Origin of the sequence: Amycolatopsis keratiniphila (assembly GCF_000400635.2) — a bacterium.
GTDB lineage: Bacteria > Actinomycetota > Actinomycetes > Mycobacteriales > Pseudonocardiaceae > Amycolatopsis > Amycolatopsis keratiniphila.
Genome location: NC_021252.1, coordinates 4,238,787 through 4,262,189 on the forward strand (window position 1 = coordinate 4,238,787; position 23,403 = coordinate 4,262,189).

21 protein-coding genes are annotated in these 23,403 nt (G+C 68.6%); 11 read left to right on the top strand and 10 right to left on the bottom strand.

Annotation, left to right across the window (positions count from 1 at the left end):
• Window positions 1–230 precede the first annotated feature (230 nt).
• On the top strand, window positions 231–1,853 hold the full coding sequence (gene abc-f / locus AORI_RS60310) for a ribosomal protection-like ABC-F family protein (protein ID WP_043848113.1): 1,623 nt from the start codon (window positions 231–233) through the stop codon (window positions 1,851–1,853).
• On the opposite strand, the gene AORI_RS60315 is transcribed toward abc-f, so the two are convergent.
• Window positions 1,837–3,102 (bottom strand): family 1 glycosylhydrolase, encoded by a 1,266-nt coding sequence (locus tag AORI_RS60315; protein ID WP_016334211.1) that lies wholly within the window; start codon window positions 3,100–3,102, stop codon window positions 1,837–1,839. The genes abc-f and AORI_RS60315 overlap by 17 nt on opposite strands.
• A 181-nt stretch (window positions 3,103–3,283) precedes the next feature.
• Between AORI_RS60315 and AORI_RS60320 the strand changes: the two genes are divergently transcribed.
• Window positions 3,284–4,129, top strand: coding sequence for an LLM class flavin-dependent oxidoreductase (locus tag AORI_RS60320; protein WP_016334212.1), 846 nt, complete (start codon window positions 3,284–3,286; stop codon window positions 4,127–4,129).
• A 452-nt stretch (window positions 4,130–4,581) separates the two neighbouring features.
• Window positions 4,582–5,163 carry a CGNR zinc finger domain-containing protein gene (locus AORI_RS60325; RefSeq protein WP_016334213.1) on the top strand — a complete coding sequence of 194 codons (582 nt, stop codon included), beginning with the start codon at window positions 4,582–4,584 and terminating at the stop codon, window positions 5,161–5,163.
• Here AORI_RS60325 and AORI_RS60330 read toward each other — a convergent pair.
• Complete coding sequence (locus AORI_RS60330; RefSeq protein ID WP_016334214.1) at window positions 5,152–5,946, bottom strand: PIG-L deacetylase family protein; 795 nt, start codon at window positions 5,944–5,946, stop codon at window positions 5,152–5,154. The genes AORI_RS60325 and AORI_RS60330 overlap by 12 nt on opposite strands.
• Before the next feature lie 135 nt (window positions 5,947–6,081).
• On the opposite strand from AORI_RS60330, the gene AORI_RS60335 reads away from it, so the two are divergent.
• Window positions 6,082–7,161, top strand: coding sequence for a glycoside hydrolase family 5 protein (locus AORI_RS60335; protein ID WP_016334215.1), 1,080 nt, complete (start codon window positions 6,082–6,084; stop codon window positions 7,159–7,161).
• Between the two features lie 72 nt (window positions 7,162–7,233).
• On the opposite strand, the gene sigJ is transcribed toward AORI_RS60335, so the two are convergent.
• From sigJ to AORI_RS60355, 4 genes are all read right to left on the bottom strand, one after another.
• Complete coding sequence (gene sigJ, locus AORI_RS60340; RefSeq protein ID WP_016334216.1) at window positions 7,234–8,121, bottom strand: RNA polymerase sigma factor SigJ; 888 nt, start codon at window positions 8,119–8,121, stop codon at window positions 7,234–7,236.
• Window positions 8,122–8,186: 65 nt separating this feature from the next.
• Complete coding sequence (locus AORI_RS60345; protein WP_016334217.1) at window positions 8,187–9,533, bottom strand: FtsX-like permease family protein; 1,347 nt, start codon at window positions 9,531–9,533, stop codon at window positions 8,187–8,189.
• A 93-nt stretch (window positions 9,534–9,626) separates the two neighbouring features.
• The gene (locus AORI_RS60350; protein WP_016334218.1) at window positions 9,627–10,661 is read right to left on the bottom strand and encodes a 4Fe-4S binding protein; all 1,035 of its coding nucleotides are present in this window, start codon (window positions 10,659–10,661) and stop codon (window positions 9,627–9,629) included.
• Window positions 10,658–11,839 carry a thiolase family protein gene (locus tag AORI_RS60355; RefSeq protein WP_016334219.1) on the bottom strand — a complete coding sequence of 394 codons (1,182 nt, stop codon included), beginning with the start codon at window positions 11,837–11,839 and terminating at the stop codon, window positions 10,658–10,660. The genes AORI_RS60350 and AORI_RS60355 overlap by 4 nt, the downstream gene beginning before the upstream one ends.
• 89 nt (window positions 11,840–11,928) lie before the next feature.
• Here AORI_RS60355 and AORI_RS60360 point away from each other — a divergent pair, with 89 nt between their 5' ends.
• Window positions 11,929–12,366: a winged helix-turn-helix transcriptional regulator gene (locus AORI_RS60360; protein WP_043848115.1), complete on the top strand. Its 438-nt coding sequence runs from the start codon at window positions 11,929–11,931 to the stop codon at window positions 12,364–12,366.
• Between the two features lie 355 nt (window positions 12,367–12,721).
• On the opposite strand, the gene AORI_RS60365 is transcribed toward AORI_RS60360, so the two are convergent.
• Entirely contained in the window at window positions 12,722–13,300 is a 579-nt protein-coding gene (locus tag AORI_RS60365) for a DUF2867 domain-containing protein (protein ID WP_016334221.1), read from the bottom strand.
• Between the two features lie 119 nt (window positions 13,301–13,419).
• Here AORI_RS60365 and AORI_RS60370 point away from each other — a divergent pair, with 119 nt between their 5' ends.
• Window positions 13,420–13,980 (top strand): TetR/AcrR family transcriptional regulator, encoded by a 561-nt coding sequence (locus AORI_RS60370; protein ID WP_016334222.1) that lies wholly within the window; start codon window positions 13,420–13,422, stop codon window positions 13,978–13,980.
• Window positions 13,981–13,984: 4 nt separating this feature from the next.
• Here AORI_RS60370 and AORI_RS83895 read toward each other — a convergent pair whose 3' ends face one another.
• The 3 genes from AORI_RS83895 to AORI_RS60380 are packed head-to-tail and all read right to left on the bottom strand — an operon-like array spanning window position 13,985 to window position 15,701.
• Window positions 13,985–14,131 carry a hypothetical protein gene (locus AORI_RS83895; RefSeq protein WP_167337770.1) on the bottom strand — a complete coding sequence of 49 codons (147 nt, stop codon included), beginning with the start codon at window positions 14,129–14,131 and terminating at the stop codon, window positions 13,985–13,987.
• A complete protein-coding gene (locus AORI_RS60375; RefSeq protein WP_016334223.1) occupies window positions 14,128–15,351 on the bottom strand; it encodes a hypothetical protein in 1,224 nt (407 codons plus the stop codon). Before AORI_RS60375 ends, AORI_RS83895 begins: the two co-directional genes overlap by 4 nt.
• The gene (locus tag AORI_RS60380; RefSeq protein ID WP_016334224.1) at window positions 15,348–15,701 is read right to left on the bottom strand and encodes a cupredoxin domain-containing protein; all 354 of its coding nucleotides are present in this window, start codon (window positions 15,699–15,701) and stop codon (window positions 15,348–15,350) included. The genes AORI_RS60375 and AORI_RS60380 overlap by 4 nt, the downstream gene beginning before the upstream one ends.
• A 111-nt stretch (window positions 15,702–15,812) precedes the next feature.
• Here AORI_RS60380 and AORI_RS60385 point away from each other — a divergent pair, with 111 nt between their 5' ends.
• From AORI_RS60385 to nikE, 5 genes are all read left to right on the top strand, one after another.
• Window positions 15,813–17,603, top strand: a complete 1,791-nt coding sequence (locus AORI_RS60385) for a hypothetical protein (protein WP_228688382.1) — start codon at window positions 15,813–15,815, stop codon at window positions 17,601–17,603.
• A 392-nt stretch (window positions 17,604–17,995) separates the two neighbouring features.
• Complete coding sequence (locus tag AORI_RS60390) at window positions 17,996–19,780, top strand: ABC transporter substrate-binding protein (protein WP_016334226.1); 1,785 nt, start codon at window positions 17,996–17,998, stop codon at window positions 19,778–19,780.
• Window positions 19,781–19,788: 8 nt separating this feature from the next.
• Window positions 19,789–20,820: an ABC transporter permease gene (locus AORI_RS60395; RefSeq protein ID WP_016334227.1), complete on the top strand. Its 1,032-nt coding sequence runs from the start codon at window positions 19,789–19,791 to the stop codon at window positions 20,818–20,820.
• Window positions 20,817–21,722 carry an ABC transporter permease gene (locus AORI_RS60400; protein WP_016334228.1) on the top strand — a complete coding sequence of 302 codons (906 nt, stop codon included), beginning with the start codon at window positions 20,817–20,819 and terminating at the stop codon, window positions 21,720–21,722. The genes AORI_RS60395 and AORI_RS60400 overlap by 4 nt, the downstream gene beginning before the upstream one ends.
• Complete coding sequence (gene nikE / locus AORI_RS60405) at window positions 21,719–23,389, top strand: nickel ABC transporter ATP-binding protein NikE (protein WP_016334229.1); 1,671 nt, start codon at window positions 21,719–21,721, stop codon at window positions 23,387–23,389. Before AORI_RS60400 ends, nikE begins: the two co-directional genes overlap by 4 nt.
• Window positions 23,390–23,403: the final 14 nt, after the last annotated feature.

A 23,403-nucleotide genomic window follows, 5' to 3' on the forward strand; every position in this document is an offset into this window, starting at 1 on the left:
GTCACCGGGGCGCCGCTGTCGCGGTATGGGGACACAGACCACTCTGTGAACCCGTACACAACCTTTTATTCGTTTTGCCCGTCCGGGTTCTCCCGCTACCGTCTTCGGCATGGGGATTTTGTTCACTCTGTGATTCTCGCCTTCGACGCGGCCCTGGCGTAGAGCCTTCGCTCCGCCGGGTCGCGTCCTTCCTCATGTCCTTCCCTCGCGAGAATCAGGAGGACGCCCCTGTGCGTACCCCGCATCGAAATCCCGGGACACAACTCGTGCTCTCCGGTGTCACCAAACGCTTCGACGACCACGTCGTGCTCGACCAGATCTCCTTCACCGTCAAACCGGGGGAGAAGGCGGGCGTCATCGGCGACAACGGCTCCGGCAAGTCCACCCTGCTCAGGCTGATCGCCGGCCGCGACCGGGCGGACAACGGCACCGTGACCGTCACCGCGCCCGGCGGCGTCGGGTATCTCCCGCAGACATTGGACCTGCCCGACACCGCCACGGTCGGCGACGCGATCGACCTCGCGCTGGCCGATATCCGGGAGCTCGAATCCCGGCTGCGGACGGCTGAAAAGTCGCTCGAAACCGCCGAAGACCTGGCCGCGTACGGCGATCTCATGACCGCGTACGAAGCCCGCGGCGGTTACGAGGCCGACGCCAGAGTGGAGGTCGCCCTGCACGGGCTCGGGCAACCGGGTCTCGATCGCCGCCGCGCGCTGGGCAGCCTCTCCGGTGGCCAGCGCTCCCGGCTGGCGCTCGCGGCCACCCTGGCCGCGTCACCCGAACTGCTGTTGCTGGACGAGCCGACCAACGACCTCGACGACGACGCCGTCGCCTGGCTGGAGAACCACCTTCGCGGGCATCGCGGCCGGATCGTCGCGATCACCCACGACCGGATGTTCCTCAGCCGTGTCACCACGACGATCCTCGAGGTCGACGCCGACCGCCGGACCGTCCAGCGGCACGGCGACGGGTACTCGGGTTACCTCGCGGCGAAGGAGGCCGCGCGAGCGAGGTGGGTCCGCGAGTACGAGGAGTGGCGGCTGGAGAAGGCCCGTTACGAACGGCTGGCGGACGTCAACATCGACCGGTTTTCGGCGATCCCGCGGAAGGCCCCGGCCGCGTTCAGCGGAGCGGGCGCGTTCCGGGCCCGCTCGCGGGCGCACGGGGCGATGAGCCGGATCCGGTCGGCCCGCGAGCGGATCCAGCGGCTGGAGACGAACCCGGTCCCGCCGCCGCCGGAGCCGCTCCGGTTCACCGCGCGGATCGCCGCGGGCGAGACGGAGGCCGGTCAGTACGTGGTGAAGGCGGACGACGTGTCGGTCGACGGCCGTCTCCCGCGGACGTCGCTCAGCGTGCTGCCCGGCGAACGGATCCTCGTGACCGGACCCAACGGGGCCGGCAAGACGACCTTGATGCGGGTGCTCGCCGGTGAGCTCGCGCCGTCGACGGGATCGGCGGAGCGGGCGGGCCGGATCGGGTTCCTGCACCAGAACGGCGGGCTCGCCGCCGACGCGCGGACCGTCTTGACGGTCTTCGCCGGAGACGGAGACGAGGACGAGGCGGCCGAGCGGTTGCTGTCGCTGGGCCTGTTCCGGGCGCCGGATCTTCGCAAGCCGGTCCGGGAGCTGTCCATCGGGCAGCGCCGCAGGCTGGAACTGGCCAGGCTGGTGACGGCCAGGACCGACCTCTTGCTGCTCGACGAGCCGACCAACCATCTCTCCCCGGATCTCGTGGAGGAGATGGAGCAGGCACTCGCCGCCTACTCAGGGGCGCTCGTGGTCGTCACCCACGACCGGCGGATGCGGCGGACGTTCGAGGGCAGGCGGCTCGAACTGGTCACTTCAGCGGCGTGAGTGGTCCATCCACTTTGGCCGGGTTGAGGCAGCTGTTCAGCCCGTCCACGAGCGAGCAGAGTCCGGGCCCGCGTTTGAGCCGGTAGCCCTGCGGTACGCCACCCGCGGTCACCAGATCCTGGTACGCGGGAACGGCGTCCGTGGGGCGCCGGGTCAGCGCCGGATCGGTCAGAGCGTCCACTGTGTACAGTCCGAACCGGGCGCGGTAGCTGCCCCATTCGTAGTTGTCGGTGAGGCTCCAGTAGTTGTAGCCGATGAGGTTCATCCCGTCGGCCTTCGCGCGCTGGAGCCAGTACACGGTGTCGCGCACGTGATTTCCGCGGGTGTAATCCGCGTCGCGGAGTTCCCCGTTGTCGGTCGCCATGCCGTTCTCGACGATGTAGAGCGGCATGCGCGGGAACCGGTTGTGGTAGCTGCGCAACGCGTAGTAGATGCCTTCTGGCTGGAGCTTCACGTCCCAGAACTTGTCACTGGCGGCGGCGAACACCGTCCAGTTGTCGATGCTGAGGCCGTAGTAGTAGTCGATGCCGATGAAGTCGAGCTTGTCCTTGACCTGGTCGAGAAAGAACCAGTCGGCCATCCCGTTGACCCCGGTGATGTAGGCCTGGTTGCTGGTGACCTTCGACGTCGGGTCGAGTTCGTGGATGAGGTCGTAGGCCCGGCGGTGCGCCTGGACGACGTTGGACTGCGCCGCGAAGTACCGCGTGGCGTCCAGCGCGCCGACCTTCTGCTCGTTCCGGAGGAAGATGAGCGGCTCGTTGAACGTCACCCAGAGGACGTCCTGCCCGGCGTAGCGCTGGACGATCTTCCGGCTGAACTCCAGCCACGCGTCGGCCGTCCGCGGCTCGGCCCAGCCGCCCTGGTCGAGCGCCCAGCCCGGGTACACCCAATGGTTGAGCGTGATCATCGGCGTCATGCCCGAGGCGCGCACCTGCCGGAGCACGTCGTCGTAGAAGGCCAGCTCGGTCTCGTCCCACCGGCCGGGTGAGGGTTCGACGCGAGCCCATTCGACACCGAAGCGGTAGGTGTTGACACCGAGACCGGCCGCCAGGCGGATGTCGTCGGCGTAGCGGTGCCGGAAGTCCACGGAGTCGCGGTACTCGTCGACGCCGTCTTTGCCGGCGGAGCGGTCCACGAACCGCTTCCAGTTGCTGTCCGGGGCATGGCCCTCGGACTGGTAACCGGATGACGCGACACCCCAGTAGAAGTCACGGGACCAGCCGTCATCCTGCGATGCGGACGCGTTCACGGCTGAAAGTGTCGCGCATAGTGAGACGGCGACCACCGAGGACAACGCCCGGCGTAACCTTCTCCGATGCTCCGGCCACTTCGTCGATCCTTCACCGTCGTCCGCCATCTTCCGGACGCTAACGTGGGTGAACGGCGTAAACAAGCGGCCGTCCGGGGACTTCGACGATGACGTTGGGGAGATGATCGACTTGACCGGCAGCACGGTCCGCCATGCCGTCTATCTGCCGCCTTTCGGCCCGTTCGGTGAGCCTGGAGTGCTCGTCGACCTCGCCGTGCGCGCCGAGGCGGCGGGCTGGGACGGGTTCTTCCTGTGGGACCACGTGGTCGCGGACACCATGCCCATCGCGGATCCGTGGACGACGCTCGGCGCCATCGCGCACGCGACCAGCAAGCTGTTGTTCGGCCCGATGATCACGCCGCCCGCCCGGCGCCGCCCGTGGGTGGTCGCGCGGCACGCGTCGACGGTCAGCCGTCTCTCCGGCGGCAGGCTGATCCTCGGCACCGGCCTGGGTTCGGACGAATCCGGTGACTTCAGCCGATTCGGTGAGCAGACCGACCTGCTGACCCGGTCGGCGATGTTCGACGAAGGCCTCGACGTCATCCGCGCGATCTGGTCCGGCAGGCGGTTCGACCACGACGGCGCGCACTACCAGGTCGCGCTCGCCGAGGCGCCGCCCGAACCGTTCCCTATCCCGGTCTGGGTGGCGAGCTCCACCGACAACCCGCGCGTCGTCCGGCGGGCGGCGCTGTGCGACGGGATCTTCCCGAACCCGGAGGATCACACGCCGACCGCGGAGGAGATCGCCGAGACCCACCGCGCGCTCGGTCTCGCCGGGCTGGAACCGGGCCGTCCCTTCGACGTCGCCGTGGCGGGGAACGCGAGCCCGGCGTGGGAGGAGCCGATCAAGGTCGATCTGCCCGCGCTGGGGCAGGCCGGGATGACGTGGTGGATGGAGTCGCTGATGCACCTCGACCCGCTGGAGCTCTCGCAGAAGATCGTGGACGCCGGTCCGCCTCGGTGGTGAGCGGCTGCTCGGTCTCGTGAGTGGTAAGGACGGTTCTAACCGTCCTAAACACTCACGAGCACCGGGTTGGGTCCCTGAAGTACATGAAGGCCCCCTTCCTTGTGCCTGGCGCAAGGAAGGGGGCCTTCATGTACTTGGGGAAGGTGTGAAGGTCGAGTTTCCTCGGCTGAGCCAAGGGAAGGGGTCCTTCACGCGGCTGTCGTGACTGCTGGTGCAGGTGGGGCGTATGTGGCGATCATCGAGTCCGTGAAGGCCTCCTTGAGGGACCCAGGGTCCCTCAAGGAGGCCTTCACGGACTGGCCGGGCAGGCAGGTCTGTCCATAGTGGACCGACGCTGCGCCGTCCGCAGGATTCCGCTGCTCCGAACGACTTCATCGCCCTTGCGGCCCCGCTCGCCTTTGATAGCGTCACCGCGGGCGTCCTGCGAACCAGTGACGCACGGGGAGGGGCGAATGGTCGACGAGCCCGACGGGCATCACGCGATGCGCTTGGAGGCCGGGGTCACGCTGATCAACGCGCTGACCGGCGAGCACGTCCACGGCAGGGCGAAACCCGCGCTCGGTGGCCACGATCTCGTCCGCGTCGCCACCGAGGCACTCGGCGGCGACGGAACCGCGAACGGGCAGATCGACCTGCTCACCGCGGAGCGGTTGCGGAATCTCGCGGCGCGGCTGCGGGAGATCATCGAGTCGCTGTCGCGGCGGGAGCACGACGAGGCGGCCGGCCTGCTGAACCGGATGCTCGTCGACAGCAAGGCCCGCCCGTCCCTGCAGCGCCACGGCGAGCAGTCGTGGCATCTGCATTTCCACGGTCCCGACGCCGACCTCGTCCAGCAGTGGGCGGCCGGGCTCGCGGTGTCGGTGGCCGCGGCGTTCGGCGAGCACATCCCGCATCGCGTCGGGTTGTGCGCGGCGCCGCGCTGCGATCAGGTGTACATCGACGCGAGCCAGGCGCAGATCAAGCGGTTCTGCGGGCTCGCCTGCCAGAACCGGGTGAAGGCCGCCGCGTACCGCGCCCGTCGGTCAAGATCGTGATCCGCGCGGCGTCGCGTCGACGTACCACTCGCGATTGAACACAAGGCCGAAGAGCGGCGCCGGCAGCCGGGTCACGACGCGCATCAGCGGCGCCAGCCTGCCGTTCCCCTTCACCTGTGAGGAGTGGGCGGCGATCGCGGCCTGCTTCTGGCGGGCGAAACGCCGGACGTCGAAGGTGTGCGTGATCTCCGAGCGGGCGCTGTACGCGCCGAGAAGCGCGTCGACGTCGTAGCGGAACGGGATCCGCGCCAGGCGCACGATCCACACCAGGCGTCCGACGACATCGCGGGGGATCGTGGCCTCCAGCAGCCGGACGTCGCCGGCGAGTTCGGCCGCGCGCTTTCCGACCTCGTGCACCTTCACGTGGTCGCGGTGACCGTAGCCGCCGTTGCGGTCGTAGCTCAGCAGAACGGACGCCTTCTCCGCGCGCAGGATCGCCACGAGCCGCGCCGCCGCTTCGTCGGTGCTCGCGCGGACGAAGCGGACCCAGCCCGGCGGATCCGGATAGAGGATCGCACCGTGGCCACTGCCCGCGTAGCCGAGATGGACGACCCGATCGACGCCCAGCACCTTCGCGCTCGCTTCGAGTTCGGCCCGGCGCGCCGGGTCCGCGCCCCGCATGCCGATGGTCGCGACCACGAGGACGACCCGGTGGCCGTCGGCGGCGGCGCGGGCGAGGGTGCCGCCGGTCAGCAGGGCTTCGTCGTCGGGATGGGCGTGGAAGGCCACGATGGTCGTCACGGTCCGAGCATGCCCGAGGTCGCCGGAACCGTCGGTGGTCAAGTCTTGACCGTGCGTCGACCCTGTGGGTAATCTTCCCTTTACTTTCCAATAGTAAGGAAAGTTTCCTATTTAACTCCGCCGCCCTGACCGTCGGCGCGCCAACGTCGGTGCCGTCGACGCGAGAGGAGAAGCCGAATGCGCTGGGACAAGATCCGACTCCGGGTGACGGCCGCACTGGCCGCCGGGCTGCTGGCCCCGGTCGCCGCCGCGAGCACCTCGATGGCGACCGAGACCGCGGCAGAACCCGCGACGCAGGCCGTTGCCGCGCTGCCGCCGGGCAGTCCGGCGGCGATCAACGGGCAGCTGAAGGTCTGCGGCCTCCAGCTCTGCAACTCCGCCGGCAAGCCGATCCAGCTCCGGGGCATGAGCACCCACGGGATCCAGTGGTTCAGCCAGTGTGTGAAGACCGCTTCGCTCGACGCGCTGGCCAACGACTGGAAGGCCGACGTCCTGCGGATCTCCATGTACATCCAGGAGGGCGGCTACGAGACCAACCCGCGCAAGTTCACCGACATGGTGCACGGGTACATCGAGGAGGCCACCAAGCGCGGGATGTACGCGCTGGTCGACTGGCACCAGCTCACCCCCGGTGACCCGAACGCGAACCTCAGCCGCGCCAAGACGTTCTTCACCGAGATCGCCCAGCGGCACAAGGACAAGACCAACATCATCTACGACATCGCCAACGAGCCCAACAACGTCAGCTGGGACCGCGTCCGCAGCTACGCGGAGCAGATGATCCCGGTCATCCGCGCCCAGGACTCCGACGGCGTCGTGCTGGTGGGCACCCACGGCTGGGGCTCGCTCGGCATCTCCGACGGCCGCAACGAGACCGACATCATCAACAACCCGGTGCGCGCCAGCAACTTCATGTACACGTTCCACTTCTACGCGGCGTCGCACAAAACGGAGTACTTCAACGCGCTGAGCCGCGCCGCGAGCAAGATCCCGCTGTTCGTGACCGAGTTCGGCACCCAGACCGCCAGCGGTGACGGCGGCAACGACTTCACCAACTCCCAGAAGTACCTGGACTTCCTGGCGTCGAAGAAGATCAGCTGGACCAACTGGAACTTCTCCGACGACAGCCGTTCGGGCGCGGTGTTCAAGCCGGGCACCTGCTCGGGCAGCTCGTTCACCGGCACGGCTCCGCTGAAGCCCGCCGGTGTCTGGATCCGGGACCGCATCCGCACCGCGGACAACTTCCCGACCTCCTGATCCCGGCAGCGCGCACGTCAGGAAAGGGTCGTTCAGGACGGAAAACGTCCTGAACGACCCTTTCCTGACATTTCAGCCGAGCGGTTCGAAGTCCAGCGCGGCGAGGCGGTCCGGGTCGGCGAGGATGTCGATCGCCGCGATCTTCCCGCCCACGACGGTGAACGCGAAGACCGTCGCCGGCACGCCGTCCTTGGTGACGATCATCCCGGCCGCGCCGTTGACCAGCGCGGGCCGTAGCTCCCCGCCCTCGCCCGCGGCGCGGAACATGAGCGCCTGGCTGGCGATCTTGGCCGCCCCGCGCACGAACCGCGAGGTCCCCGCCGGAGCCGCGCCGCCCTCGGCGCGAAGGATGACGTCCGGGTCGAGCACCGAGACCAGTGCGTCGAAATCGCCGCCCCGCGCGGCGGCGAAGAACGCGTCGACGACTTCCCGCTGACGGCTCAGATCGGCGTCCGGGACCGTCGGCGAACCCTGCAGGCGACGGCGTGCGCGGCTGGCCAGTTGCCGGGTCGCGGCGGAAGACCGGCCCACGATCGGCGCGATCTCGTCGAACGGCAGGGCGAACATGTCGTGCAGGACGAACGCCAGCCGCTCGGCGGGGTCCAGCGTGTCGAGTACGACCAGGAGCGCCAGCCCGACCGAATCCGCCAGCAGGGCCTGGTGTTCCGGGTCGATCCCGCTCGCACGGCCGATGATCGGGTCGGGGAGTTGGGCGCCCACCGGCTCTTCCGGCCGGGACTTGCGCGAGCGCAGCATGTCGAGGCAGATCCGGCCGACGACGGTGGTCAGCCAGCCGCCGAGGTTGTCCACCTCGCCGGAGTCCGACCGGCTCAGGCGCAGCCAAGCCTCCTGCACGGCGTCGTCCGCCTCGCTCAGCGAACCGAGCATCCGGTACGCCACCGCCCTCAGATGCGTCCGGTGCCCTTCGAAGCGCCGCGCCAGCCAGTCGTGTTCGTCCACGGTCCCCATCCTTCATCGCTCAGTCGTAACCCTGACGCGTGGGGGAACGGAGATGTGACAGGCCTTCAGCCGCGGGTGCCCGCCTGGATCGCCGGCGTCCGCATCGTCTTCGCCGCCGCGCCCACATGCGAACCGAGCGTCAGGACCACGGTGATCGCGACGACGGCGAGATAGACCCCGATCGTCTCGTCCGGAGCCGGGCTTCCGGTCCTGGCGACGCTGTACGGGACGACGGTGACGACGGCGGAGAGCGACCCGAACAGGACGCCGACCGCCACTAGGACGGTGCCTTCGGTGCCGACGAGCCGCAGGACCTGCGCAGGTGTCGAACCGATGAGCCGTTGTTGCCCGAACTCGCGGCGGCGTCCGATGAGTGCGGCCACGACGGTGTTCACCAGCATGACGGCGGCGAACAGCGCGATCATGCCGACGACGACGTAGTTCAGGGTCTCGATGCTGTTCGCGATCGTCGCGGGCGCGGTGCCCGCCGAATTCTCGATGGCCTGCATGTACAGCGTCCCGGTCGCGATGCCGGTGAACAGGATGATCGGAACCAGCACCCCGGCCAGCTGACGTCCGCGGACGCGCAGGTGAGCCGCCGTCAGCTGACCGCTGACGCCCGCCCGCCGCAGCGGAGCGGCCAGTGCCGCGGCGATCGGGCCGAGCAGCGCGGGGGAGAGGAGCGCGAAACCGATCGCCGCGAGGATCGCGCCCTGGCCGCCGACCGCCATCAACGCGGGTTCCGTCCCGGTGAACACGGTCATCGTCAGCACCCCGCAGCCGAGCCCGGAGGCCAGGACGATCCCGGCGGCGATCATCCGGAGCCGGCCGGTCGGCCGGGTGTCGATCCCTGCGTCGCGAATCGCGTCGGTGGTCCCGCGCCGGGTCACTTGCCGTGCCGCGATCGTCGCGGCGACGAGTGCCGCGAAAAGGGTGATGCCGGTGCCCATGGACACCGCGATCAGGCCGAACCGCGCCTCCAGCCCGGCCGGTATGCGGCCGGTTTCACCGAGCAGCGTGACCAGCCACCGCCCCGCGAAGACCGACGGGACGACGGCCGTGGCCGCGGCGAGGACGGCGACGACCGCCGCTTCGCCGACGATCATCCGGCCGATCTGCGACGGCGTCGCGCCCGCGCTCTTCAGCAACGCCATCTCCGGCGCACGCTGCCGAGTCAGCAGGGAGAGCGTCGAAAGCGTGGCGAACAGGACGATCACCAGCCCCCAGCCGCCGACGACACTCGCCATGATCAGCAGGGTCTTCGCGGTCTCCGGATCGGCGGTCGCCCGAGTGTCCAAAAGGGACGCGAACGTCATCAGGATCGTGGTGCCGAAGAACATCGCGACGAAACTCGCGACGAATCCGGTGGGACGGTGGCGGAGCGACGAGAACGCCAGCTTGGTCGCGATCATGCGGAAGGTCCTCCCCAGGCTTTGCCGCCAGGTTAGGGAGCACCGGCGGCGCCGGACATGGGACAGGCCCCCGGCCGCGGGGTAGGGGCGGCCCTACCGCCGCGGGTAGCCGCCGTCGACCTCCTTCACCGGTTTGTGGGGGAAGCGGCGTTCGGCGTAGGCCTTCGCCGGGGAACCTTCCCGCACGTACAGCGTCTCCACCTTGTCCTGCAAGGGTTTCACCACGGTGCCGAGGAAACCGCGCCGGTCTTCGAGGTAAGGCCCGAGCACGTCTTCGCCCGCCGGGCAGACCGCCATGCAATACGCGGCCTTGTAGTTCGGTTTGAACGCGAGGCTCTGCCACATCGACACGTTCTCCGAGTCGGACACCCTGGAGCGGAAGTCGGCGGCGTCCTCGCTGTCGGCCACGGTCTGCGCCCAGTCGGTGAAGCCGCTCATGAACTCGCGGTAGTTGTGCGTCGAGCAGGCGAGGAAGTCGAACTCGCCGGTCTTCGAGATCGCGCCGATCGGGCAGGCGGCGACGCACAGCTTGCATTCCAGGCAAGGGTTGTAGTCGATCGCCTCGCCGTAGGTGGACACCTCGGCGTCGACCAGCAGGGTCGCCAGCAGCACGAAGTTGCCGAATTTCGGGTGGATGACGTTGCGGTGCAGCCCCATGGCGCCGAGTCCGGCCGCGACGGCGACCGTCTTGTGCGCGACGACCCAGATCCGGCCGGGGTAGTGCTCCATCTCCATCGGGAACGTCGCCGACGGGTTGATCGCGCGGTACCCGGCGTCCTGCAGGGTCCGGACGATCGTGTGCCCCGCTTCGTTGATGATCTCGCCGGTGCGATGGAACTCCTGGTTGGCGACGCTGCGAGCGGGGGAGCGGACGTCGTCGCGGTTCATCCGCACCACGAGCGAGACGAGGGTCTTCGTGCCGGGCAGCGCGCGCTCGACGTGCTCGCGCTCGCCCGCCAGATCCGGGTGGTCGAGGGAGACGGCGGCCGCGTCGTCGGCGCCTGCGGCGAGACAGATCTCCTTGAGCCAGGCGGCGTCGATGACCGGCGACGGTTTGTCGCGCGGCTTGGCGAGCACCGCCTGTACCGAGGGGTGATCCTTCAGTTTCCTGGGGAGCCGGTCGGTCACAGCGCCTCCAGGATGGTCGCGTTCGCCTGGCCGCCGCCTTCGCACATGGCCTGCAGGCCGTACCGGGCGCCGTGGTGGTGCAGCGCGTTGACCAGCGTGCCCATCAGCCGGGTCCCGCTCGCGCCGAGCGGATGGCCGAGCGCGATCGCGCCGCCGTGGACGTTCACCTTGGCCGGGTCGGCGCCGGTCTCCTGCTGCCACGCCAGCACGACACTGGCGAAGGCCTCGTTGATCTCGAACAGGTCGATGTCCGCGAGGCTCAGCCCCGCGCGCCGCAGCACCTTCTCCGTCGCCGGGATGACGCCGGTGAGCATGAGCAGAGGGTCGGATCCGGTGACCGCGAAACTGTGCAGCCGGGCGCGCGGCCGGAGGCCCAGCCTCGCCGCGGTTTCGCTGGAAGTGATGAGCACGGCCGAGGCGCCGTCGTTGATGGGGCTGCTGTTGCCCGCGGTCACCGACCAGTCGATCTGCGGGAAGCGCGCGGCCACGTCCGCGTCCTGGAACGCCGGGCGCAACCTGGCGAGGGCCGCGAGGTCGGTTCCCGGCCGGACGGATTCGTCGGTGGACACCCGGCCCGAGGGCGTCTCGATCGGCACGATCTGGCTCGCGAACCGGCCGAGTTCGTGTGCCCGCGCCGCCTTCCGGTGGGAGGACATCGCGAACTCGTCCATCGCTTCCCGGCTGAGCGACCACTTAGCGGCGATGAGTTCGGCGCTGATCCCTTGGGGCACCAGACCTTCCGGATAGCGCTCCGCGACGCCGGGGCCGAGCGGATCGGTGCCCGGCAGCACGTTCGACCACATCGGGACCCGGCTCATGGACTCGACGCCGCAGGCGATGACGACGTCGTACGCGCCGGCCATCACCCCTTGCGCGGCGAAGTGGACCGCCTGCTGGCTGCTCCCGCACTGCCGGTCGACGGTGGTCGCGGGCACGCTTTCCGGCAGCCCGGCGGCGAGCGCCGCCCACCGCGTGACGTTCTGGGCCTGCTCGCCGACCTGGTCGACCGCGCCGCCGATGACGTCGTCGATCAGCTCGGGGTCGAGCCCGTTGCGCTCGACGAGTGCCCGCAACGTGTGGGCGAGCAACTGGACCGGGTGGATCTCGTGCAGGGCGCCCCCGGGCTTGCCCTTGCCGATCGGGGTTCGGACGGCGTCGACGATGACCGCGTCGTGCACGGCTGCCTCCAGTGGTGAGTTGGGATCTCCAACTCACTGTCGCATCGAGTGGGTTGGAAATCAAGACTCACTGGGTTTACGCTGGTCGTATGACTGAAGGACCGAGGGACTGCTCGATCGCCAACGCGATGGAGGTGATCGGGGAGCGCTGGAGCCTGCTCGCACTGCGTGAGGTGTTCTTCGGGGCGCGGCGGTTCGACCAGATCGTCCGCAACACCGGGGCGAGCCGGGACATCCTGACCGCGCGGCTGCGGAAGCTCGTCGAGACGGGGATCCTCGAGAAACGGCTCTACGAGGAGCATCCGCCGCGCTACGAGTACGTGCTCACGGAGGCGGGGCACGCGCTAAACCACGTGCTGCTGAACCTGATGGCGTGGGGCGACACGTATGTCACCGAGGGGCCGCCGCCGACGGTGTGGCGGCATTCGTGCGGTGAGGTGCTCGCGCCGGAGACGGTGTGCGCGCACTGCCACGAACCGGTGCGGGAGAAGGACATGACGCTGGTGCGGAGCACGCGCCGATCTTGAGCCGTCCGTGAACGAAGACGTGACTCGCGTGATCAGGGGCGTAACTCGCGTGATTGGAGGCCGCACTCGGGTGTTCCGCCTCTGCTCACGCGAGTTGCGGCTTCAATCACGCGAGTGTGGAGTTGGTGGGGAGAGCATGCTCGCCATAGAGACCTGGCGTGTGCCCCTGACTGTCCACAAGGGACGCTGTTCGAGCGAAAACGCCCGATTTGGCCACTTTGTGCGGGGGTCGTGAGTGATTTGGGTGGTTCTAACCCTCATTATCACTCACGACCCCGTCCAGAAACAGGCATAGCGGTATCAAGTGGGCGCCTGATCGACGCGATATGTCTCTTGCGGACACTCGAGGCTGGAACTAGGAGTCACCCTTCCACTCCCGCGCGATCATCCGCATGAGCGCCGGATAGATGATCAGGTACCGGAACGGCTTGATGAAGCCCATGTACGCCCGGCCGAACAGGCCGTTGGGCTTGACCAGCACCGCCATCTGACCGCGGTATCCGCCCTGTCCGTCCTCGACCCATGCGATGTGCAGGACGCCGTGCATGGTCCGGTTCGCCATTTCGGCGGCGAACTCGTCTTCGAGCCGGTAGAGCGGGGTGAACGGCAACCAGTCTTCCTCTGGGCCGGTGGGGGTGTCGCGGAGGTCCTGCGGCAGCTTGCCGCGGAGCGATCCCACCCGTGTGTCGAGCCCCGAATCCCGCTTGTCCAGCCCAAGTAGTCCGCCGAGCTTCCACCGCAGCGCCCACAGCGCCCGGACGGGGAGCGGAGACCCGTCTGGGAAGTTCCCCGACGAGAACTGCTTCACCAGTTTGCCGAAGTCGTCCGGCCCGCCGGGTGTGTCGAGCGCCCAGACGTCTTCGAGGTCGAAGGTCCCGGCTATCTCGTGGATCCGCCAGGTGTGAGCGGTGTGGGCCGTTTCCGCGAGTTTCATGCCGAGACCTCGAATCCGACAGTCATCGTCGTTGTTCCTCCCAGTGCGTTTCCGCCATCTGTACGGTAGCGTATATATCGTCCTCGTGGTGCTGGAGTGACGCGAGATACGGTGATCCCATGGCCGCCGAAACCCGGACCCCGCCGAGCGCCTGGATCGACGCGGGGCTGACCGCCCTCGCCGCTGGAGGTCCCGACGCGGTTCGCGTCGAGGTACTCGCGAAAGCCTTGGGTGTCACCAAAGGCGGGTTCTACGGTCATTTCGCCGATCGGGGCGCGCTGCTGGAGGAAATGCTCGCCACCTGGGAGCGGATGAGCACCGAGCTGCTGTTCGAGAGTGTCGAGAGCGAAGGCGGCGACGCCAGGGCGAAGATCCGGCGCGCGGGGTTGCTCGCCGGCGAGCGTCTGCTGCCGATCGACCTCGCCATCCGGGATTGGGCCCGGCGCGACGCCGCGGTCGCCGAACGCCTCCGGAGGGTCGACAACCAGCGGATGGACTACCTGCGTTCCCTCATGCGCGAGATCTTCGCCGACGAGGACGAGGTCGAAGCCCGCTGCCTGCTCGCGTTCTCGCTCCTGATCGGCAAGCACTTCATGGCCGCCGACCACGACGGCCGGTCGCGGGACGAGGTCACCGAACTGGCCGGGGCGCTGCTTCTCGGCGGCGGACCCGTCGGATGACGGGTTACTCGTCGTCTTCCTCGGGCGTGGTCGGGACCTGCTTGCGCGCCACGTAGATGAGCAGACCGATGATCACCACGGGGCCGACGAAGATCAGGATCTCGTCCCAGCCGCCCTGGTGCATCATCACCACCCGCGCCGCGATGCTCATGAGCCGGAGACCAGCGCGATCCCGAGCGCGGTGTAGCCGATCATCAGCGCCAGCATCGGATACTGGCCCACCTTGACGTAGTTCGCGCGCAGCACGCCGACGGAACGGTCATGTGCCGAGGTTACGGCCAGCACGTGCCCGGCGACGATTCCGGCGATCTGCACCAGCGCGATCACGCCGGTCGACACGATCGTGTAGTCGATCGCGCGGCCGAAGCCCTGCTGCCCCGAGAACACGGCGAACGAGAAGTAATGCGCGACGGTGTACCCGACCATGATCGGGATCAGCGAAGGCGCGAACGCGGGATACGGGTCGAATCCTCGACGCAGGTACGGCCTGGTCAGGCTGATGGCGCCCGCGTAGGCGCCATAGGTGAGCGCGATACATGCCGCGAGCCCGGCGGTGCCGCCGAGGACGCCGGCGTCCAGCGATGTCCAGAAGGGGAGGCGGGTCAGGCCGTCGAACGCGGTCGAGCCGAGCACCACCAGCACCAGCGCGGTCAGCCACGGCGCGGGGGAGATGGTGAGCAGGCCGTCCAGCGGATTGCGGACCACCAGGCGTCCGTCGGCGCGCCTGCCGAAAGGGGAGAGGGCCGCGATCAAGCGTGCGTAGACCTCGAAAGCGTCACCGCGGTCGAACCAGCGCGGGCCGAAAACGACGCCGAGTGCAACGTGTATAACGGCATATACGGTGGCGAAAAGAGCGATCGCCTGCGGCGAATCCGAATGCGGGAACACCAGTTCCAGCCACAAAAACGCCAGGAGGCCGACGATCGCGGGGAGATAGCCGAGCCGGTCCGGGAGCTCGCGATGCCGGGACGGGATCAGCGACGCGACCGTCCTCAGTGGATTCAACCGCCGCCAGACCGGGCCGAACAGGAGTGAGAGCGGAACGAGTCCGACCCAGAACCAGACGTAGAACCAGGCTGGGGCCGGGTTGTCGGCCGAGCTGTCGGGGCCCGCCCACGCCGTCGCCAGGAAGCCCGCGAACAACACCACGCCGAGCGCGCTTGAAGCGACTCGCGAGAACCTTCTGTCGACGAACCGTTGCAGGGCAAGGGGGAGAGGTCGACCGGCGTCGGCGCCGCGGAGTTTGGGCTTCTTCCAGAGCACGGTGAGCGCGAAGAAGGAGACCACGACGGCCGCCGCTCCCGCGTAGAGCGCGAGCCACAGCGGGACCGGCAGATCGGACCGGCCGCCGAGCCCGTGCGCCAGGATCATCCGCTCACCCGGAGCTTGGTCACCGCCGCGCCGCTCTTGTGCAGTTCCACCTCGAAGATCCCGTCGATGTTCGCGGTGAAAGAGACCGTTCCCGGAACGCCGGGGGCGAGCTGGGCGGCCTTGTCGTAGCCGTGTACGTGGAGTTCGTCCGGCTGGTCCGAGGTGACTTCGAGGGCGACGTTCTCGCCGGTGCGCACGGCGACCTCCTCGGGGCCTGCCGTGCGCTTGCCCTCGGTGACCGAGAACTTGACGGTCCGGGTGCCGGTGCTCGGCGCCGGGTCCTGCGCCGATCCCGAGCAGCCGGTCAGGGCGAGCAGCGCGGCCACGGTGATCCCGCAGATCCTCCGCATCGAGGTTCCTCCAAGTCGTACGCCCCGGCTTGCCCGGCCGGGACCTTGCGCCTATCGTGTTACCCCAAGGTAACAGTTACTCAGGTTAGCAGGAAGGCGAGAACGGTGTTCATGGCTCAGGAGAGCCCGCCTGCCGGCGGAGCGCAATTCGGGCAGATCGTCATCGCGGGCCTGATGTTCACGGCGGTCTTCCTGCCCTTGGCGCTTTTCGTGCTTCGCGAGCGGGCGGGGAAGCGGACGGTCTTCGGTCGCGTGGCGGACTGGATGGGCGAGCTCACCGGCCTGCCGCGCTGGGCGGCACTGCCGATGTTCGTCGCCTTCCTTTCCGGGATGTCGGCGCTGATCGGCGTCTACTGGGACGTGCCGATCCACATGGAGCTCGGCCGCGACGAAGGCCCGCTCGCGAACCCGTCGCACTACCCGATCTACTTCGGACTGATGGGCATCTTCGCCAGCGGTGTGCTGAGCGCGACCCTGGCGACGAAGGACCTGCCCAAGCGCACGTTCAAGATCGGCCCGCATTGGCGGGCGCCGATGGGATCCATCCAGATGATGGCGACCGGGCTCGTCGGCATCGCGGGCTTTCCGCTCGACGACGTCTGGCACCGCCTGTTCGGCCAGGACGTCACCGAATGGGGGCCGACGCACGTCCTGATGATCGGCGGCGGTGTCTGTGTCGTGCTGGGTCTGCAACTGCTGCTCGGCGAGGCGCGCCAGGTCGGTGCGACCGGACCGGTCGTGCGCCTGCTCGGCCCGGTCCTCGCCGGCGCCTGGATGATGGGCGCTTCGGCGTTCCTCATGGAGTTCGATCTCGGTGTGCCGCAGTTCCCGATGCTGTCGCAGGTCGTGCTCGTCGGCCTGATCGGTGCCTGGACGCTGACCTACGGCCGGCTGTCCTGGGGCCCGGGCGGCGCGCTGATCGTGCTCGCGGTCTTCCTCGCTTCTCGTGCTTCGTTCGCGGTCATCCCGCTGTTCGCCGACCTGCACGTGGCGTCGTTGTTGCCGTACGTCGCCGAAGCGGTGATCATCGAGGTCGTCGCCTTCGCGATGCGTAACCGGCAGGGCTATACGTTCGCCGCCGTCGCCGGTCTCCTCGTCGGGACGGCCGGGATGCTCGCCGAGGCGGCGTTCACCCATTGGCTGATGCCGAATCCCTGGCCCACGGCGCATCTGCCGCTGTTCGTCCTGTTCGGGACCGGTGCGGCGCTCGCTGGTGCGTTCATCGGCGTCTGGCAGTACCAGCGAGTGGAGGAGACGGCGACGCGGGTGCCCGCGGCCAGGCCCCGGCACTCGGTCGGGCTCGTCGGCGCGCTGGGCGCGGTCGCCCTGATGTCGGCGGTCGCCGTCCCGGCCGATCCGGAGCCGGGGTTCACCGCCGACGTCCGGCTGACCGAGGCCGCGACCGGGCTGCCGATCTCGAACCCGCACGGTGGCGGCACGCCCCGCTGGGTCGACGCGACCGTCACGATCTCGCGGCCCGACCTGGCCGACGACGCCGTGTGGCTCAACGGTTTCGCTTGGCAAGGCGGCGATTTCTTCACCGCGCCGCTGGAGAAGATCGGCGACGGGGTGTACCGCACGGCCCAGCCGCTGCCGGTGTTCGGCCAGTGGAAGACCGGGATCCGCGTGCATGTCCCGAACCGGGTGATGGGGCTGGCCCCGATCTACGCGCCCGCCGACCCGGCCGCGAACGCGCCGTCGATCGACGCGACGTCCGGCACGCGCCCGTTCATGTCCGAGATCGAGTTCCTGCAACGAGAGCGGAAGTCGGAGACGCCCGCGGTGCTGTGGACGGTCGCGTACGTGACCGTCGGGCTCATCTTCGCCGGGATGTGGGCGCTGTTCGCGTGGCTCTACGCGGCCGCGGCCACCGCGCGGCGGCGTGAGGTCTCCGTCGGCTGACGCCCCGCGTTTCGTCCTCTGGATGCGGTACTTGCGCGTGCAACGACCGCATCCAGAGGACGAAACGCTTTGCTCGCACTTCGTCGCACGTATCGATTGGGCATCATCGCGCGCAAGGCTTCTGCAAGCCCGCTTCCCTTGAATACCCAGGACACTGCACGTGTCGCCGTTTCGCGCGCCGAAACGGTGACGCAGTGCGACGTCGGCGAGACGTAAAGTAGCTGTCGACCACGCGACGACATCCGCCGTGCACGATCGGTATTGGCGAGTCATTGCGCGGTTACCGCGACATGTGGTTACTTTTCCGCCTCGGGGGTTGGGTTACAGCGAGTTTCGATGGGGTGGTCTTCGTGCGCACAGAGCGTTTTCCGAGGCGACGGCGTGGTCTTCGCGTGGTCGCCGTCCTCGCCGCTTCGGCGGTCGCGACGGTGCCTTTCGTGCCCGCCGCGGCGGCACAGCAGCAGGGCAAGGTCCTCCGGGTGGCGCTCACGACCGGCATCGACCACCTGAACCCCTTCACCGCCCAGCTGGCGGCGTCGACCCAGGTCGGCCGGTTCAACTACGAGTTCCTGACCCTGCCTTCGGCCGAGGACACCCAGCCCACGGGCGGGATCGCGGAGTCGTGGAAGACGTCGGACGACAAGCTCACCTGGACCTTCACCATCCGTCAGGGGATGAAGTGGTCCGACGGCAAGCCGATCACCGCGCAGGACCCCGCGTACACCTTCCAGCGGATGCTCGACGACGAGAACGCCCGCACCGCGAACGGCAGCTACGTCACCAACTTCGCCTCGGTGTCGGCGCCGGACGACAAGACGCTCGTCATCAAGACCAAGGCCCCGCAGTCGAGCATGACCTCGCTCGACGTCCCGATCGTGCCCAAGCACATCTGGGAGCCGATCAAGGATCTCAACGCCCCCTCGACCGACGACATGGCCGTCGTCGGCGTCGGCAGCGGCCCGTACCTGCTGACCGAGTACAAGAAGAACGAGTTCGTGAAGTTCAAGGCGAACAAGGACTACTGGCGCGGGGCGCCCAAGGTCGACGAGCTGCAGCTGCTGCAGTTCAAGGACGCCGAGGCCGCGGTCAACGCGCTGAAGCAGGGCGAGGTCGACGTCATCAACCGTCTCACGCCGACCCAGTTCGACGCGCTCAAGAGCGAGAAGAACATCACCACGAACAAGGCGCCGGGCCGCCGGTACAACGAGCTCATCATCAACTTCGGCGTCAAGAACGTGCTCGACCAGCCGATCGGTGACGGGAACCCGATCCTCAAGGACCTCCGCGTCCGTAAGGCGATCGCGCAGGCCATCGACACGAACACCATCGTCGAAAAGGTGATGAACGGCTACGGCCAGCCCGGGACCGGCGTCGTACCGGCGATCTACAAGGCCTACACCTGGACCCCGTCCGACGCCGAGAAGACCAAGTTCGACATCGCGGCCGCGAACGCCACCCTCGACCAGGCGGGTTACGCCAAGGGAGCGGACGGCATCCGTGTCGCCCCCGGTGGCGCGAAGCTGGAGTTCCGCCTGGCCGGCCACGCGAACCGGCCGTTCGACCAGCGTGTCGCGCAGTTCGTCACCGGCTGGCTCAAGGACGCCGGTATCGGTGTCAAGCAGGAACTCGTCTCCGACGACGAGCTGGACGAGCGCACCACGGCGGGTAACTACGACCTCGCGATCTCCGGCTACGGCACCTCGCCCGACCCCGATTACGCCCTGAGCCTGAACACCTGCGCCGGCCGCCCGAACGCCGAGGGCAACGGCGGCAGCTCGGCGACGTTCTTCTGCGACCCGCGCTACGAAGACCTGTACAAGAAGCAGCTGACCGAGTTCGACCCGGCGAAGCGCGCCGAGCTCGTCAAGCAGGCGCAGGCCGTGCTGGCGGGCGAGTACGTCGACGTCGTCCTGGACTACGACAACGTGCTCGAGGCCTACCGCTCGGACAAGTTCTCCTCGTTCACCAAGCAGCCGCAGCCCGACGGCGCGATTCTCGAGCAGTCCGGCTACTGGGGCGTCTACGGTGCCACCCCGGCCGACGCGGCGGCGGCCGGCGCTGAGGAGGGCAGCAACACGGGATTGTGGATCGGCATCGGCGCGGTCGTGCTCGTGGTGCTCGTCGGCGGCGGCGTGCTGCTCGGGCGGCGCGGCAAGTCGGCTGACGACCGGGAGTAAGAGCAGCGTTGACCGAAGCACTCAGTTCCCTCGACCAGTCCTCGGCGCTCGTCGATCCCGACGAGCGCCGGGGCGGGACCGGCACCGCCCGGTTCGTGCTCTCCAAGATCGGCGGCGCGCTGGCGAGCCTCGCGCTCGTCGTCGTGCTGGGGTTCTTCCTGTTCCGGACGCTGCCCGGCGATCCCGTGCGGTTCATGGTCCGCGACCGGCCGACCGATCCGAAGATGATGGCGGAGTTGCGCGCCCAGATGGGCGTCGACAAGCCTCTGCTGCAACAGTTCTGGGACTACCTCGTCGGCCTGCTCCAGGGCGACATGGGCGTCTCGTACCTGCAGCGGCGTCCGGTCTTCGACATGATCGGCGAGCGGTTGTGGCCGACGATCCTGCTCGTCGGCAGTGCCACGGTGCTCGCGGTCGCGCTCGGCCTCTGGCTCGGCATCCGCGCGGGCTGGCGGCGGGGGAGCGGGTTCGACAAGGCTCAGACGGGACTCGCCCTGACCCTGTGGTCGGTCCCGCAGTTCTGGCTCGGGCTGATGCTGCTCGTGGCGACCGACGGGCTCTTTCCCAGCCGGGGCATGCATTCCCCGGACGTCGAGCCGGGCTTCTTCAGTGAGGGTCTCGACGTCCTCCACCATCTGGTACTGCCGTGCGTGACCCTGCTGGTGGTGTTCTACGCGCAGTACATGCTGGTCATGCGGTCGTCGTTGATCGGCGAGATGAACTCGGACTACCTCACCACCGCACGGGCCAAGGGCCTGCGCGACGACCTGGTGCGCAAGCGGCACGCCGTGCCCAACGCCCTCCTGCCGACGGTGACGCTGGTCTTCATGCAGTTCGGCATGGTCGTCTCGGGCGCGGTCTCGGTCGAGGCCGTGTTCAGCTGGCCGGGGCTCGGGCAGCTGCTCTACGAAGCGCTCCGCGGGCCTGATCTGCCTGTCCTGCAAGGAGTCTTCGTCACCCTGGCCGGCGCGGTGGTGCTGATGAACCTGCTCGCGGAGCTGCTCTACCGCGTGCTCGACCCCAGGGTGCGGACGGCATGACCACTGCGGAAAAACCCGGTTCGATCGTCTGGCGGCGCCGCCGCGAGGCCGTGGCGAAGCGCTGGCACGAGTTCACGACGAACAAGGCCGGTGTCTTCGGACTGGCCTTCCTCGGCATCCTCACTGTGCTGGCCATTCTCGCGCCGGTGATCTCGGACGAGTCCGGCCTCGATGTCACCAAGGCCCACGGCGGTTCGCTGAACCCGCCCAGCGGGGAGTTCTGGCTGGGCACCGACATCGACGGCCGTTCGGTGCTGCTGATGACGTTCTGGGGCGCGAGGATCTCCCTGCTCGTCGGGTTCTCGGCGGCCTTCCTCTCGGTGCTGATCGGCACGATCATCGGGATCGCCGCCGCGCACTTCGGCGGCTGGCTGTCCGGGCTGCTGCTGCGGTTCACGGACTTCTTCCTGGTACTGCCGTCGCTCGTCCTCGCTGTGGCCTTGGCGTCGGTGCTGGAGCAGGGCGCGATGACGGTGATCGTCGCCATCGGCGTCACCGCCTGGCCGAGCACCGCCCGGCTGGTCCGCGCGCAGACACTGACGATCGAAGGCCGTCCGTACATCGAGCGCGCGAAGGCGCTCGGCGGCGGTCATCTGCATATCGTCGGCAAGCACGTCCTGCCCGGTGTCATGCCGCTCGTGCTGGCCAACACCACGCTCGTCGTGGGCAACGCGGTCATCGCGGACGCGACGCTGGCGTTCCTCGGTGTCGGGAACCCGAACACCGTCTCGTGGGGAGCCATGCTGCAGACCGCGCTGAACAACGGCGCGATCAGCAAGGGCGCCTGGTGGAACCTGCTGCCGCCGGGTGTCGCGATCGTCGTGGTCGTCCTCGCTTTCACCCTCGTCGGACGCGCGCTGGAGACCGTGCTGAACCCGCGCCTGAAGGGACAGCACTCATGAGCCCGTTGCTGGAACTGAAGAACCTCGGCGTCACGTACGCCACTGGCAGCGGTGAGGTCGCCGCCGTCCGCGGGGTCGATCTCGTGCTCGAACCCGGCGACACCCTCGGTGTGGCGGGGGAGTCGGGGTCGGGGAAGTCGACGGTCGCGATGAGCGTGCTGCGGCTGCTCCCGCGTTCGGCGAAGGTCAGCGGCGAGATCCTGCTGGACGGCGAGGACGTCACGGCCATGAAGTGGGGCAGGCTGCGCGCCGTGCGCTGGGCCGAGGCCTCGGTCGTGTTTCAGGGTGCGATGCACGCGCTCAACCCGGTGCGGAAGATCGGCGAGCAGATCGCGGAGCCGATCCGGCTGCACCCGCCCGGCGGCAAGGCGCTTTCGGACGGCGAGATCCAGGCCAAGGTCAAGGAACTGCTCGAACAGGTCGACCTGCCGCCCGGCCGTGCAGGGGCGTACCCGCACGAGCTGTCCGGCGGCCAGAAGCAGCGTGTCATGATCGCGATGGCGCTGGCCTGCTCGCCGCGGCTGATCATCGCGGACGAGCCGACGACCGCGCTCGACGTCGTCGTCCAGGCCCAGGTGCTCGATCTGCTGGGCAGGCTCGTCGCCGAACAGGGGATCGGGCTGATCATGATCAGTCACGATCTGTCGGTGCTCGCCGCGACCTGTCGCCGGATCGCGGTGATGTACGACGGCGAGATCGTCGAGGAGCGGCCGAGCGCGGAGCTGATGAGCGCGCCGCATCACGAGCACAGCAAGGCGCTGGCGGCCGCGTTCCCGACCGTCGGCGACCCGGTGTCCCGGTTCGCGCCCGCGACCAGCACACCGCTGCCGCCCGAGCCGGAACGCAGTGCCGATCAGCCGGCGTTGCTGGAGGCCGAAGACCTGCGCGTCAGCTTCCGCGATCGCACCGGCAAGCGCATCAACGCCGTCGCCGGGGTGAGCCTGCAGGTGCGGAAGGACGAGATCGTCGCGCTCGTCGGCCAATCCGGCTCCGGCAAGACGACGCTGGCCAGGACGCTGCTCGGGCTGCAGAAACCCGATTCCGGCGCGGTGCGATACGACGGCAAACCGGTCCCGCTCGGTGGCGCCGGGCTCAAGGCGTACCGGCGGCAGGTCCAGCTCGTGCTGCAGGATCCGACGAGCGCGCTGAACCCGAATCACACGGTGTACGAAGCCGTCGCGGAAGGCCCGCGCATCCACGGGATGGGCGCGAGCGAGCACGAGATCGTCGTCAAGGCACTGGAAGCGGCCGAACTGCGGCCCGCGGAGAAGTTCCTCGACCGGCTCCCGCACGAGCTGTCCGGCGGGCAGCGGCAGCGGGTCGTCATCGCGGGCGCGCTCGCGCTGGACCCCGGCGTGATCGTGGCCGACGAACCGGTGGCCTCGCTCGACGCGTCGGTGCGCGGGGAGATCCTCGCGCTGTTGCTGCGCCTGCGGCGTGAACTCGGTCTCGCCGGGCTCGTGATCACCCACGACCTCGGGCTGGCCTGGAACATCGCCGACCGGGTCGCCGTGATGTACCGAGGGGAGCTGGTGGAGGTCGGCACCGTGGAGGAGGTCCTGCTGGATCCGAAGCACGACTACACGAAGTCGCTGCTCGCCGCGTTGCCCGGTGGAACCGCGCGGGAAACCCCCATTGCCGCGCACTCGCACAGGCGCGGTGTGTAACCTCCAATCTCGAA